General features: G+C 61.7%; 15 protein-coding genes. 10 read left to right on the top strand and 5 right to left on the bottom strand.

Translation table 11 applies throughout. The features are described 5' to 3' along the window. Window positions 1–71 precede the first annotated feature (71 nt). The gene (locus ACLRGI_RS08130; protein WP_017199160.1) at window positions 72–284 is read left to right on the top strand and encodes a helix-turn-helix domain-containing protein; all 213 of its coding nucleotides are present in this window, start codon (window positions 72–74) and stop codon (window positions 282–284) included. A gap of 165 nt (window positions 285–449) precedes the next feature. Further along, window positions 450–548, top strand: coding sequence for a 30S ribosomal protein bS22 (locus tag ACLRGI_RS08125; protein WP_003792170.1), 99 nt, complete (start codon window positions 450–452; stop codon window positions 546–548). A 96-nt stretch (window positions 549–644) separates the two neighbouring features. On the opposite strand, the gene ACLRGI_RS08120 is transcribed toward ACLRGI_RS08125, so the two are convergent. Then, on the bottom strand, window positions 645–1,223 hold the full coding sequence (locus tag ACLRGI_RS08120) for an endonuclease domain-containing protein (protein ID WP_419201165.1): 579 nt from the start codon (window positions 1,221–1,223) through the stop codon (window positions 645–647). A 500-nt stretch (window positions 1,224–1,723) separates the two neighbouring features. Further along, on the bottom strand, window positions 1,724–2,584 hold the full coding sequence (locus ACLRGI_RS08115) for an HAD family hydrolase (protein WP_419201164.1): 861 nt from the start codon (window positions 2,582–2,584) through the stop codon (window positions 1,724–1,726). Window positions 2,585–2,782: 198 nt separating this feature from the next. Between ACLRGI_RS08115 and ACLRGI_RS08110 the strand changes: the two genes are divergently transcribed. Together ACLRGI_RS08110 and ACLRGI_RS08105 are read left to right on the top strand one after the other, a co-directional pair. Beyond that, window positions 2,783–3,037 (top strand): glutaredoxin family protein, encoded by a 255-nt coding sequence (locus ACLRGI_RS08110; protein WP_419201163.1) that lies wholly within the window; start codon window positions 2,783–2,785, stop codon window positions 3,035–3,037. Window positions 3,038–3,109: 72 nt separating this feature from the next. Further along, complete coding sequence (locus ACLRGI_RS08105; RefSeq protein WP_419201162.1) at window positions 3,110–3,817, top strand: redox-sensing transcriptional repressor Rex; 708 nt, start codon at window positions 3,110–3,112, stop codon at window positions 3,815–3,817. Between the two features lie 45 nt (window positions 3,818–3,862). Here the strand turns inward: ACLRGI_RS08105 and ACLRGI_RS08100 are convergent, their stop codons facing one another. The 3 genes from ACLRGI_RS08100 to ACLRGI_RS08090 all read right to left on the bottom strand — a co-directional run bounded on the left by ACLRGI_RS08100 (window position 3,863) and on the right by ACLRGI_RS08090 (window position 6,358). Continuing rightward, on the bottom strand, window positions 3,863–4,642 hold the full coding sequence (locus tag ACLRGI_RS08100; protein WP_419201161.1) for a hypothetical protein: 780 nt from the start codon (window positions 4,640–4,642) through the stop codon (window positions 3,863–3,865). Window positions 4,643–4,903: 261 nt separating this feature from the next. Then, a complete protein-coding gene (locus ACLRGI_RS08095; protein ID WP_419201160.1) occupies window positions 4,904–5,635 on the bottom strand; it encodes a hypothetical protein in 732 nt (243 codons plus the stop codon). Window positions 5,636–5,806: 171 nt separating this feature from the next. Continuing rightward, a complete protein-coding gene (locus ACLRGI_RS08090) occupies window positions 5,807–6,358 on the bottom strand; it encodes a YceI family protein (protein WP_419201246.1) in 552 nt (183 codons plus the stop codon). A 207-nt stretch (window positions 6,359–6,565) separates the two neighbouring features. Here ACLRGI_RS08090 and ACLRGI_RS08085 point away from each other — a divergent pair, with 207 nt between their 5' ends. The 6 genes from ACLRGI_RS08085 to ACLRGI_RS08060 form a co-directional block, all read left to right on the top strand. Next, window positions 6,566–7,231 (top strand): histidine phosphatase family protein, encoded by a 666-nt coding sequence (locus tag ACLRGI_RS08085; protein ID WP_419201159.1) that lies wholly within the window; start codon window positions 6,566–6,568, stop codon window positions 7,229–7,231. A gap of 5 nt (window positions 7,232–7,236) precedes the next feature. Next, the gene (locus ACLRGI_RS08080; RefSeq protein ID WP_419201158.1) at window positions 7,237–7,842 is read left to right on the top strand and encodes a TlpA family protein disulfide reductase; all 606 of its coding nucleotides are present in this window, start codon (window positions 7,237–7,239) and stop codon (window positions 7,840–7,842) included. Window positions 7,843–7,847: 5 nt separating this feature from the next. Next, window positions 7,848–8,603: a cytochrome c biogenesis CcdA family protein gene (locus tag ACLRGI_RS08075; protein ID WP_419201157.1), complete on the top strand. Its 756-nt coding sequence runs from the start codon at window positions 7,848–7,850 to the stop codon at window positions 8,601–8,603. Beyond that, window positions 8,603–10,339, top strand: coding sequence for a cytochrome c biogenesis protein ResB (gene resB, locus ACLRGI_RS08070; protein WP_419201156.1), 1,737 nt, complete (start codon window positions 8,603–8,605; stop codon window positions 10,337–10,339). The genes ACLRGI_RS08075 and resB overlap by 1 nt, the downstream gene beginning before the upstream one ends. Then, on the top strand, window positions 10,339–11,406 hold the full coding sequence (ccsB, locus tag ACLRGI_RS08065) for a c-type cytochrome biogenesis protein CcsB (protein ID WP_419201155.1): 1,068 nt from the start codon (window positions 10,339–10,341) through the stop codon (window positions 11,404–11,406). Before resB ends, ccsB begins: the two co-directional genes overlap by 1 nt. A 214-nt stretch (window positions 11,407–11,620) precedes the next feature. Next, a partial coding sequence (locus tag ACLRGI_RS08060) for an Hsp70 family protein (RefSeq protein WP_419201154.1) occupies window positions 11,621–13,358 on the top strand: 1,738 nt, incomplete at its 3' end.

Below are 13,358 nucleotides of genomic sequence, written 5' to 3'. Positions count from 1 at the left end.
TTGATGGCTCAGCATCGGCACACCGTTCCACTGGGGGTGTCCTACTGTCTGAGAGCAAAGGAATATGGGAAATGTCCGCGGAGACTAACTTCTCGAATGCGCGTTTCATGACGGTGGCCGAAGTGGCCGACGTCCTGCGTGTTTCCAAAATGACCGTGTATCGCCTGGTCCACTCAGGGGAAATGCCTGCCGTACGGTTCGGCCGCTCCTTCCGGGTTCCTGAAGAAGCCGTTGCCCAGTACCTCAAAGGTGCTGTGGTGGACGGGCAATCCGAGACCGCCTGAGGCTTGCCGGGGTCAGCCCTGCGGACCGTGGTCATGGGGTGCCCCTTTGAAGCGGTACTCTGTTAAGGAACGTTTTACGTCAATGTAAGAATCTGTCAGTTGTACTTGTCTGCTTCCGCGGATCTGTTCCAACAGACAGGAACTTCTAGTTTGTAAGGAACTTTCGTGGGTTCAGTTATTAAGAAGCGCCGCAAGCGTATGGCCAAGAAGAAGCACCGCAAGTTGCTTCGTAAGACTCGCCACCAGCGCCGCAATAAGAAGTAGAGATACTTCATCAAGCGTAAATGCCCGTTGCCCCTCGAGGCGGCGGGCATTTTTGCATCCTCTCTCACATCCCTCGGGTTTGGGGCGGACGCTCGCTCACATCCCTCGGGTAAACCCCGAACTGACGGCGGGGTCTGTCCAAGCGGATCGCAAAGCCTTCTTAATCTTCTGCGTTGCTGCCGAAAAGTTGTCCGCCAGGTCATCCTTTCCGAATTTGAGGACCGTCCAGCCTGCTGCTTCAAATGCCTTGTCCCGTCGCCGATCGCTAAGTATCTGTTCCCGCTCAAGGTGATGACCGCCGTCGTACTGCATCGCAACTCGCCGATCACGGAAGCCCAAGTCCGCGGAAGGGGAGAAAGGATCGTTCGGTCGGAGTAGGACCTGCAGTTCCGGTTCGGGAATGCCGGCGTCCAACATCGCCAAGCGGAGCAACGACTCGGGTGCAGAATCGGCACCGACACGCATGAGGTCGAGCGCTTCTCTTGCCCGGACGACGCCCTGCAGATTCTTGTGTCTGCCCACCAAGTTGCGTAGGGCTTCAATCGTGGTGAATGGTGTTTCGCGTTCTTCGAATTCCGGCCTCGGCATGCGAACGAGTTCGTCACCCATGCAAACGAGGTCGCGGACCGGCAGGCGTCTTGCGAGATCCAACCAGGTCCGCGCCCGAGTGCTCATCCAGAGCCCCTGGACATACTCGATCTCTTCATCGCAGGCGACCACCGTGTGTCCGATCACTCCTTTGCGCCGCACTGATGGGAGATGCCTAGGCTTGCTGAGGTGCAATTCGTTGGAATCTGACAGCCAAGGCGGAAGGCATGCTCCATGGATCCTCGCAGCCGTTACATGGGAAATCCAGGCACCAGGACTTGCAACTGACAGGGACCTTGCAGCCGCCGACAGCTCGAAATCCCAATCGGAAGGCCGATAAACTCCTCGGCTAACCCCATCGATCTTTACGCGATTCCATAGGTGCGAATGCTTAAGGCCAGCGGCCTGGGGCCTCGTCCAGAGTGAAAGGTGCAGCGGTCAGTGGGGGAGGCAGTGAAGCGGTTTTTTGCATACCGGCATTCTTACCCAGAAACCCATGAGCCATCGGAAGTTATCCACAGGCAAGTTGAAGCCCACGAGGGATATGAGCGAGCGTTGGGTTCAAGCACGAGGGATATGAGCGAGCGTTAGATGCGGGGGCCGCGGAACTTCGAGAAACCGCGCCACAAACCGTACACAGCTCCGCCGACAGTGGCGGCTTTGAGGCCAAGCGTCGCCGCACGGCGTCCTGAGCGGAAGTCGTAGACTGGCCAGTTGTTGTCCCGGGCGTGCCGCCGCAGCTTTGCATCGGGATTTATGACCACAGGGTGACCCACCATGGTGAGCAACGGGATGTCGTTAGCCGAATCGCTGTAGGCCCAGCAATGGTCCAGGTCCAGTCCCTCGCGATCCGCCACGAGTTGGACCGCAATTGCCTTAGCAGGTCCGTGAAGGATGTCGCCAACGAGCTTCCCGGTGTACATGCCTTCGTCCACCTCGCCAACCGTGCCCAAAGCACCGGTGAGGCCGAGCCGGGTGGAAATGACCGTGGCTACCTCGATCGGTGTGGCGGTCACGAGCCACACCTTCCGCCCGACCCGAAGATGCTGCTCCGCCAGCGCTTTGGTTCCCGGCCAGATCCGCGACTCGATCATTTCGTCGTAGACCTCTTCGCCCAAGGCCTTGATGTCATCCACGGTGATGCCGGCAGCAAGGGTCAGCGCGGAGTCGCGAACGGAGTGTACGTCTTCCATGTTTTCGCCGCGCATAACGAATTTGAACTGCTTCCAGGCGAATCCGGCGGCCTGGGAAAGTGTGAACGCCTTGCGTTCATACATTTTTCGCGCCACGTGAAAGAGGCTTGCACCCTTCATCAGCGTGTTATCGACGTCGAAGAAGGCGGCTTCGCCAGCGTGCTTCCGCACGAGGTCCTTTTTCGCCGCGTCCTGCCTCGCGGTGACCTGCACCAAGGCATCTGCGACCACGGCGGCGTTCTTCTCCTCGGGCATGCCTTGAGTCTAGTCAATCGCCGGGGCCGGCGTTGAGGGCGCACGGCGGTGTCGCCGCCCGCGTGGGATGTGAGAGAGCGTCCGGCCCAAGCGCGTGGGATGTGAGAGAGCGTCCGGCCGAAGCGCGTGGGATGTGAGAGAGCGTCCGGCGCAAGCGCGTGGGATGTGAGAGAGCGTCCGGGCGGTTACCGTTGAGATATGGCTACTCCCGACGTCGTCCTCCTCACCAAAGCTGACTGCCACCTCTGCACGGAGGCGCGTGCCGCCGTCGAGCGTGTCACCAAGGACCTCGGCGTGCAGTGGACCGAGCAGAAGATCGACGCCGACCCTCAATTGCAGGAGCGCTTCGCGGAGGAGATCCCGGTGGTGCTGGTGAACGGTATCCAGCGCGATTTCTGGAAGATCGACGAGGAACGGCTCACCCGCACCCTGAAGAAAGTCCTCGAGGGCTGACGGGTTACCGGCAGGTAGTGGCTTTTGTTGAGTTCCGTCGGGGGTCATAGAGTGGAACAACAAAGCGACGCAATGGAGAATACCGTGACTGCGCTGGAACCGTCCCCGGAAGCAACAGCCGGGGACAACGAACCTGCCACCAAGCAGATCCCGCCCGCGGCTGTGGCCCGGATGACTCTCTATTTGCGCGCGCTCAACTCGCTTCTGGCCGAGGGCGTGGAACGCGTTTCCTCCGAAGCCTTGGCCGAGGCCTCGGGCGTCAGCTCATCCACGCTTCGCAAGGACCTCTCCTACGTTGGTTCCTACGGAACGCGCGGCGTTGGCTACGAGGTCCAGTACTTGAGTCGCCACATTGCTGCAGCCTTGGGCCTGACCCATGACTGGAAGGTCGCGATTGTAGGCGCCGGTAACCTCGGTAAAGCCTTGGCCCGGTATGGCGGGTTCGAATCCAGGGGCTTCGACGTAGTAGCCATCTTCGACGCCGACCCCATGGTGATTGGCAACGAGGTGGGCTGGTTGCGGGTCAGTGACTCGGCCGAGTTGGAACGGGTCCTGGAACGCACGCATACCAACATGGTGGTTCTGGCGCTGCCCGCCACCGTGGCCCAGGCGGTGTGCGACCGTGTTATTGCGGCCGGAATCAGGAGCATCCTGAGCTTTGCCCCGGTGCTGCTGCAGGTTCCGCCGCACGTGAACCTTCGCAAAGTGGACATGGCAACCGAACTACAGATCCTGGCGTACCACGCACAACGGGCGCAGACACCGGGCCAGGCTGTTTAGCCTTCGCCGGATCCGCGCCCGCGTTTAGTACTCGGAAGCTGGTGTTTAGCGGCCGTAGGGGTTCTGGTACGGGTTTCCGAAGGGCTGAGCCTTGCGGAAGTACGGAGCCGACGCCGGCAGGTACAGCATGACGATCGCTGCAACGCCCAGCAGGATCACGATCAGCTGCATGATGCCGTAGGTTGCGCCGAACTGGAAGAGGCCGGTGAGGCCGAGGACGGAGATGGCAGCAAACACTGTGCCCAGGATCCTCGCCCAGTTCTTGCCCTTGCGGACGGGGAAAGCGACCAGGGCGTAGAGGCCCAACGAAAGAATCGCGCCGATCACGGCGGCGATTGCGATGGCGCCGCGCATGCCTTCCAAGGATCCTTCAGGGAACTCGGTTCCCTGCTGGGCTGCCTGCTCGTTCATGGCGTTGATAAAGGGATCGGCTCCTGTAGTGGCCAGCAGCACCGAGCTGATGGCAGAAAGAATGCCGGCGGCGATGATCATCCAGAACGCGTAGTTGACCATCGGCGGGACGGTGGTGGGACCGGGCTGCTGGCTCGGCCAGTTGGTGTCCTGTCCGTACTGCGGAGCCCCGGGAGCCTGACCATAAGGAGAAGCTTGCTGACCGTACTGAGGGGCGGCAGGGGACTGCTGGCCGTACTGGGGTGCAGCAGGCTGACCGTACTGAGGCGCGGCGGGGGACTGCTGCCCATACTGGGGTGCAGCAGGCTGACCGTACTGGGGCGCAGGGGGCTGCGGCGCGGAAGGTTGGGAGCCGTGCTGCTCGGGCTTGTTGTCGTCGCCCGGATTTGAGGGCGGGTACGGAGGGTTGCTCATGGCATTCCTTTGCTTGTTCGACTGCTGGTTCGGCCGCCGGGATCAGCAAAATGACCCTGCCCCCAGCGTGGTTCTGCTACCACCGTACCTCCAGGGTCCGACGCTGCAGATGATCACACGCGGGTATTTCAAGCTCACCGCAAAAATCATCATCTCGGCTTACGCCTACATGATGAAGGCCGCGGGATCCGAGGGGATTTTACCGCGGCCTTCAGCCTGCAATACCGCCGCTAACGCACGACGACGGCGGTTCAGTCAGTGCTAGGCGTGGCCTTTCACAGTCTTGAACCAAAGCTGGGAATTGGGGAGCCACATCAGCACTACGGCTACAGCACTGACGAGGAATCCGAACCAGTTGCCGCCCAATCCCATGCCGGAACCACCGCCACTTGCCGCTCCGAAGATGGCAAGCAACAGGGAAACACCGGCCAGGATGGTCAAGGCGAGGCGGGCCCATTCCTTGCCTTCCTTCATTTTCATGGCCAGGACCACTTGCGCGGCCGCGACGGCCAGGGTGATCAGGAGGAGGATCAGTGCGATGGCAGCGAAACCCGGAGCAAACGCGAAGGCGGCGATGACGGCAAAGAAGGCGATGAGCCCGAACAGCAAGCCCAGGAGTCCGGAGATCACCCAAATGAAGTAGGAAACCTTCAGCTCCGTTGGCAGGCCTTGGGTTTTAAACATTCCCGAGAAGCCGCCTTGAGGCATGACGTCGTTGAAACTGCGCGGTCCATCGGTGGGCATTTCGAAGTGGAAACCAGGCTGTCCGGGGGCCGGTTGGCCGGACCCGGGCTGAGCCTGCCCGGGCTGAGCCTGCCCGGGCTGTGAATACTGCCCAGGCTGCGACGGCGGCTGGTAACCCTGAGGAGGTTGGTAACCCTGCGGCGGTGGGGAGCCCTGCGGATGCTGGTTACCCGCAGGAGGAACATTGCCGGGCTGCGGCGGTGGGGAGCCGGGCTGCTGTGGCTGTGGTGTTTCGTCTGGGGTACTCATGGCATCACTTTAGACCGCAGGTTGAAGGATGCATAGGAGATTCGGAGCCAATGCGCAGCTAAACACAGGCGATTTACCGAACAATTGCGGAGTGACTTCCCTCTACGCGAAACGGCGCCCTGCGCAGAGTGAACTGTGCAGGGCGCCGCGCGAACCCGCGCCGCGTGCAGACTACGCGGCGGCCGGTGCGATGAACGCGAGCTCGAGGTTGATGACTACCTTGTCGCTGACCAGGACGCCACCTGCTTCGAGGACTGCGTTCCAGGTGAGGCCGAAGTCCTTGCGGCTGATGGTGGTTTCGCCGGAAACGCCGGCGCGGGTGTTGCCGAAGGGATCCACGGCCACGCCGTTGAATTCGGTCTCGATGGAAACTTCCTTGGTCACACCCTTGATTGTGAGATCGCCCACGAGGTCGAAGCTGTTGCCGTTGGCCTTGACGTGGCGGGAAATGAAGGTGATTTCCGGGAACTTCTCCACATCGAAGAAGTCTTCGCCCTTGACGTGGCCATCGCGGTTGACGTCGCCGGAGTCGAAGCTGGCGGTCTGGATGGTGGCGGTGACCTTCGAATCAGTCAGGGTTTCGCCAACCTCCAGGGTGGCCGAGGCGTCCTTGAACTGGCCGCGGACCTTGCTGATGCCGGCGTGGCGGACAGTGAAGCCGATCTCGCTGTGGGAAGCGTCGAGGGTCCAGGTGCCGGTAGTGACGGAAGCGGGAAGAGTCATCATGGTGTTGCTCCTATATCGAGTGGTAGGTACTGCTTGCTTGCTTGGCCGAGCTCAATGCTTGAAGCGTCAACCGAGCTTCGTACCCAGTATAAACATGCATATGCATCTTTTATTCCAACTCTGCGGAACATTTCGGGAAAACTTTGAGTTCTACTAGCGGTAGAAGATTTCGGATCGCCCCTCTTCTTTGAGAAACTGGTAAACATGCACCAAGCAACAGTCCATCTGCTTCGCCATGGCGAGGTCCACAATCCCGAGGCCGTCCTCTATGGCCGGCTGCCGGAATTCCACCTCTCCGAACGTGGCCGGGAGATGGCCCGGATGCTGGCGGACCACTTCGCGGCCCGTGCCAGCCAAGGTGCCAAGATCGTGCATTTGGTGGCCTCACCGCTTACGCGCGCCCAGGAAACGGCCATGCCCACGGCCGAGGCTCTGGACCTTGAGATCATCACAGAACCGCGCATCATCGAAGCAGAGAACCACTTCGAGGGTCTCCACCCCACTAAGAGCGAGTTCTTGAAGCCCAAGCACTGGATCTACTTCCGAAATCCACTGCGCCCTTCCTGGGGCGAGCCCTACAAGGAGCAAGCAGCCCGTGTACTCGCTGCGGTTGAAGACGCGCGGGTGAAGGCCATCGAGCTGGGAGGCAACGGTGCCGAAGCCATTCTGGTCAGCCATCAACTTCCCATCTGGTCAACCCGGTTGACCGCCGAGGGACGCCCTCTGGCCCACGATCCCCGCAAGCGCGAGTGCACCCTCACGTCCCTGACATCCCTAACCCTCGACGACCACGGCAAGATAGTCCGCGTTGAGTACACCGAACCTGCCGCCGTCTTGCTTTCCGGCGCAGCGACCACCCCCGGAGCGTAGAAGCTATGGACAAGAATCTCTCGCGCCGCGGCGTGCTGACCGCCGGTGGCGTCCTTCTGGCAGGACTGTCCATGGGACTGTCCGCTTGTGCCCAGGAAGACTCCCTTGCCGAGCAAGCCAAAGCAGGCGACAACAAGAACTATGTGGCAGGTGATGGTTCAGTGACGGAGTTCGCCAAGGCAGACCGCGCCGCCCCGGTGGCGCTCAAGGGCACCCTGTTTACCGGGCAGACCGTAAAGCCGGAGGACCTCCTGGGCAAGGTCACCGTCCTCAATTTCTGGTTCGCCGCGTGTGCTCCGTGCAGGATCGAAGCCCCCCTGCTTGAGGCCCTTCACCAAGAATTCAAAGACCAAGGCGTGCAGTTCTTCGGCGTCAACTTACGTGATGAACGAGCCACCGCCGAGGCCTTTGACAAGACCTTTAACATCACTTACCCCAGCTTCAATGATAAGGACGGGGCGGTGCTGCTGTCCGTGTCCGGCATTGTGCCTCCGGGGGCAGTTCCCACAACCTTGGTCCTGGATAAGGAAGGCAAGGTTGCCTCCCGCGTCCTCGGCCAGATCGAGAAGGGCACCTTGAAAGCCCTCATCGCCTCCGCCGTGGCCGAGTAGAATCCATGAACAGTCCTTTCGCTGAGGCGATTCTTAGTGGATCACTGCTGCTCGCTGTGCCGGTGGCGCTGCTGGCCGGGCTGGTCTCGTTCCTGTCTCCCTGCGTGCTGCCGTTGGTCCCCGGCTACCTTGGCTACGTCACCGGACTGACCGGCGTCGACCTCCAAAAGCAGCGGCGGGGCCGCATGCTGGCCGGTATCGGACTGTTTGTCCTGGGCTTCTCGGTGATTTTCGTTCTCGTCGGCGGCGCCTTCGGGCAACTGGGGGCGATGCTGACCGGTCCGCAAAACGCTTGGATCACGCAACTGTTGGGCATCCTGGTGATCGTCATGGGTGTGGTGTTCATGGGTGGTTTCGGCTGGCTCCAGCGTGACGCGAAGATCCACGTTAAACCACCGGCCGGCCTGTGGGGCGCGCCGCTACTGGGACTCACGTTCGGCCTGGGCTGGGCCCCCTGTATTGGCCCAACGTACTCGGCGGTGCAGCTGCTGAGCTTGTCCGGCGGTTCGTCGGCGGCCAAGGGAGCCCTTCTGGCCTTCGCCTACAGCCTTGGCCTCGGCATTCCTTTCCTCCTGATTGCGTTGGCTGTGCGCCGGGGCATGGGAGTCATGTCCTTCTTCCGAAAGCATCGGCTGGCCATCCAGCGGATCGGCGGAGGCATCCTGATTTTGCTCGGCATCCTGATGGCCACCGGTGTGTGGGGTATCTGGGTGACCGACTTGCAGTACTGGTTCCAGAACGATGTAAAGTTGCCAATTTGATGAGCGAGTCCGTGAAAGTCAAGAAGAAGTCACCAGCCGCCCAAAGCACGGCCGAGAATACGGCCGGAGGAAAACTCCAAGAGGCCAAGTCCGAGGCAGCGTTGCCCGCGCTCGGTTTCAAGGGCATGCTCCGGTGGTCCTGGACACAGCTGACCAGCATGCGCACGGCCCTCTTCCTACTGCTGCTTCTTGCTGTCGGTGCCGTCCCGGGTTCCCTGTTCCCGCAGCGGCCAGCCAACCCTGCCGTTGTCACGCAGTACATCAAGGACAACCCTTCCTACGGCAGGTTTCTTGATGCCCTGCAGCTTTTTGATGTCTACTCGTCGGCGTGGTTCTCCGCCATCTACATCCTGCTTTTCATCTCCCTGATCGGCTGCGTTACTCCGCGTGCCATTGCCCATTACAGGGCCATGAAATCCCAGCCGCCACGTACCCCCAAGCGCCTTTCGCGCCTTCCGGAGTACGGGACCTTGGCGTTGCCCGCCGACGCCGGGATCCCGGCGTCGAAAGCCATTAATGATGCCGCCGGGCTGCTTAAGAAGCGCGGCTACCGCGTAGAGGTAAGGGACATTGACGGCGCCCTGCCGTCCTTGGGAGCCGAGCGCGGCTTCCTCAAGGAGGTGGGAAACCTGGTGTTCCACACCTCCCTGATCGGAGTGCTTGTGTCCGTGGCGATTGGTGGGCTCTACGGGTACAGCGGCCAGCGAATCCTTGTGGAGGGCGGCCCTGCGTTCGTCAACACCCTGGTGGGCTACGACCAATTCACGCCGGGCGCCAACTTCCGGAGCAGTTCGCTCCAGCCGTACTCGATGCAATTGGATAAGTTCCAAGTCAAGTTCGACCGCGAATCGCCCGGCAAAGGCGGACAGCCCATCGACTTCACGGCCGACGTGACCACAAAGGAAACCCCGGACTCTCCAGGAAAAAAGGAGATTCTCAAGGTTAACGACCCCGTTTCACTCGGAGGAACCAGCCTCTACCTCACCGGAAACGGCTACGCCCCCATGGTCACAGTCCGCGACGGCGGGGGGAACGTTGCTTTCGCGGGACCAGTGATCGCAAAGATCCAAGGCAATAACTACTACTCCTCCGTGGTCATCAAGGTCCCGGACGCCAAGCCGGAACAGCTCGGATTTGTTGGCTTTTTCCTTCCTACCGCGTTCGTCACAGAAGACGGCGTTTCTTTCAGCGGCGCCCCGGAACTCGTCAACCCGCAGCTGAGCCTGAACTCGTTTTATGGTGACCTCGGGCTGGACAAGGGCGTGCCCCAGAACGTGTTTGAGTTGGATGTCACAAACCTGCAGCAGCTCAATGGCCGTGATCTCGCCGCTGGCGGTATCACCCTGACCCCGGGTGCCACTGTCAACCTGCCCGAAGGCAAGGGCAGCATCACCTTTGACGGGGTCAAGAAGTATATCGGGGTGGACATCCACCACAACCCCGGCCAGCTGTACGCGCTGATTTTCGGTTCCTTGGCGGTCGCCGGCCTGGTCATGTCGCTGTACATCAATCGCCGCCGCGTCTGGGTCCGCACCGGAACCCACGCAGACGGTCGCACCATGGTTGAGTACGGCCTGCTGGCACGAGGTGAGGACCACCGCCTCGCCGGCGAAGCCGCAGCCCTCCGTGAAATATTTGCCCGGGAATGGAACGTCCCGGACGCGTCGGACACCGCCACAACACAGGACACCGCCACAACAACAGCAGGATCTTCCTCAACCTCGAAGGACCAGTAATGCCCGTCATCAACGAAACCCTGGGCCAGTACAGCGAGCTGTTCATGCTGTTGGCCGCCGGCACGTACACCGTGGCGTTCATCGCCTTTGCCTGGGACCTGGCGAAGAGCAGCAAGATGCTCCGCGCCGTAGACCTGAAAGCGGCTGCCAGCACCGCTGACCACAAGGTGACGGTTGCTGCAGGCCGAGCAGCAGCAGACTTGGGAGGGGCCGACGCCGGTGGGCCTGCGGGGCGAGCCGAGCGTCCGACGTCGGGCCTCACCGTTGAGGGCGGAACCGCGGCGGGCGACATGAAGTACGCGGGTGAACGCCGCGTGCCGGCCCGAGTGGCTGTAGCGCTGACGGTGTTGGGCGTACTCATCCACGGCGCTGGCGTTGTAACCCGGGCCTTCGGCGCAGGCCGCGTGCCGTGGGGAAACATGTACGAGTTCCTCACCACCGGCGCCTTTGTAGCCGTAGCTGTCTTCCTGGTTGTGCTCATCCGGAGGGATCTGCGCTTCCTCGGCACATTCGTGACCGGGTTGGCCATCATCATGCTGGTGGCGGCTTCTGCTGCTTTCTGGACCCCGGTGGGACATTTGGTTCCGGCCCTGCAGAGCTACTGGCTGATCATCCACGTGTCCATCGCTGTTCTGTCGTCGGCTCTGTTTACGCTGACGTTCGCCATGTCCGTACTGCAGTTGCTGCAGTCCCACCGCCAGAAGAAGCTTGCAGCGGGCCGCGCGGACAGCTTGGGCTTCATGCGCCTGGTGCCGAACGCGCTGAGCCTGGAGAACCTCTCCTACCGCATCAATGCCATCGCCTTCATCGGATGGACGTTCACCCTCATGTTTGGTGCGATCTGGGCGGAAAAGGCTTGGGGCCGGTTCTGGGGCTGGGATCCGAAGGAAGTTTGGACCTTCGTGATCTGGGTGGTCTATGCAGGCTACCTGCATGCCCGTGCCACACGAGGTTGGACGGGAACGCGGGCGGCATGGTTGTCGATCGTTGGTTACGCCTGCGTCGTTATCAACTTCACACTCGTAAATACAGTTTTCCAAGGCCTGCATTCCTACTCCGGGCTCTAGGCCACGTCGCTGACTGAGCGAAGCCCCTGTCTGAGCAGGGGCTTCGCTCCTTTGTGCGTATGACGGTCTTGGAATATGACAATTTGGTGTATCAACTATGACAACTTGGTGTTGTAGCTATGCCTTTTGCCTGTCCGGGGCAGGTGCTAACTTGTTCAGAACCCGCTTGTGATGCAGCCCGCTAGCGACGCGCCGTGTTCTTTTCGAGGTAACCATGAGCTATGTTCTCGCCATTGATGTCGGGACGAGTTTTACCGCCGCAGCCCTTGTTAATCCTGACCAACGCCTTGTTCCCGCACCCGAAATTCTTCCGTTGGGAGTGCATGGGAGCGCCGTGCCTTCGGTGCTGTTCTATACCGATGACGGCAGGGTCTTAGTAGGCGAAGCAGCGGAACGCCGCGGCCTTGACGACCCACAGCGCATGGTGAGGGAATTCAAACGCCGGATAGGTGACTCCGTTCCCTTGGCTATCGGGGACAGCTGGCTGGCCCCCGAAGACGTGTATGCCCGGATGGCCTGTTGGGTGGTGGACCGGGCTGAAGAGCGCGAGGGCAGTGCGCCGTCGTCGATCATCATGACGCACCCCGCAGCATGGGGGCAGCACCGCACCTCGCTGGTTCTTGCAGCGCTCAACGTGGCGGGACTGGAGGACGTCACCCTCATCAGTGAGCCGGAAGCGGCAGCCCTGCACTATGCCTCCCAAACCCGGGTGGAAGACGGCAGCATCATCGCGGTGTACGACCTCGGCGGAGGCACTTTCGACACCGCTGTCCTCCGCAAAGCAGGCCCCGGCGATTTTGAACTATTGGGCCGTCCCGACGGCATTGAGACCCTTGGCGGCGCCGATTTCGACGCCGCCGTCCTGCGTCATGTGATGGTGAACCTTAGCGAGGGCGCTGCCCTGGATCCTAGCTCTCCTGAAACCTTGGCTGCCCTTTCCAGGTTGCGGCGGGAATGTCGCGAAGCCAAGGAAGCACTTTCCCTGGACAGCGAAGCCAACGTGGCCGTTTCCCTGCCCGGTACCCAGCAGTCCGTGCGACTGGTCCGCTCGGAATTCGAGACGATGATCGAGACCCCTGTCAGGGACACCGTTGACGCTCTTGAACGGAGCCTGCGGAGCATCAACCTTGAGGCGCAGGACCTGAGCGCAGTGCTGCTCATCGGAGGATCGTCCCGGATTCCACTTGTGGCTGAGCTTATTTCCGTGGAGTTGGACCGTCCCATCGCCGTCGACGCCGATCCCAAGTCGTCCATTTGCCTTGGCGCTGCGGTAGCTGGCCTGCGCTCCAACGGGATGGGCGCGGTGGATGCTGTGGCAATCGCCGCGGCCGCCACAACTGCCCCAGTCGCGGTCTCCGGGTCTGCGGAACCAAGCGCGACCGCCGCACCTGGAAGGCCGCACGTCCCGAACCGGGCTCCGGTGTCCAGCCACCTCAAAGCTGCCTCGGCAAACCCTGGCCACCACAAGCCGCGGCCCCGCGTTCGCATGGCAGCAGCAGCCGCCGCTGCGGCAACGGTGCTGACCATCGCGACTGCCACGGCGGCGCAAACCCCCGAAGGTACAGGACTGCTGGCCACCGTGTTTGGAAACCAAGCCGCCGATGCCATGCGCGACGGCGGTGCGAAGGCTTCCGTGGCCAAAGCCTCCGGTGCACAGGGCAACAACTCTGCCGGAGGTGCCGCCGGCTCAACCCCCGTTGTGGGAGGACCGGCAGCGGGTCTTGAGGCGAGCGCCAAGGCCGGGGTGACGAGGGCTGGTTCCAACGGACGCGCTCCGGCCCGTCAAGGTGCAAATTCCGGCCCAACCACCACAGGCGCCGGCAGCACGGGCAACGGTTCCGGCAACACAGCAGGTCCGGGTACTGCCGCTGCAGCTACCGGTGGGACGGGCGCCACCACCACGCCTTCCGCGCCAGGCACGGGAACTGCGCCCAGCACCCAAGCCCCCAGCA

This window comes from Paenarthrobacter sp. PPS72, from assembly GCF_048537125.1.
GTDB classification, from domain to species: Bacteria; Actinomycetota; Actinomycetes; order Actinomycetales; family Micrococcaceae; genus Arthrobacter; species Arthrobacter nitroguajacolicus_E.
The sequence above is the reverse complement of the archived record's forward strand: the minus strand, read 5'-3'. Positions and strand labels throughout refer to the sequence as shown.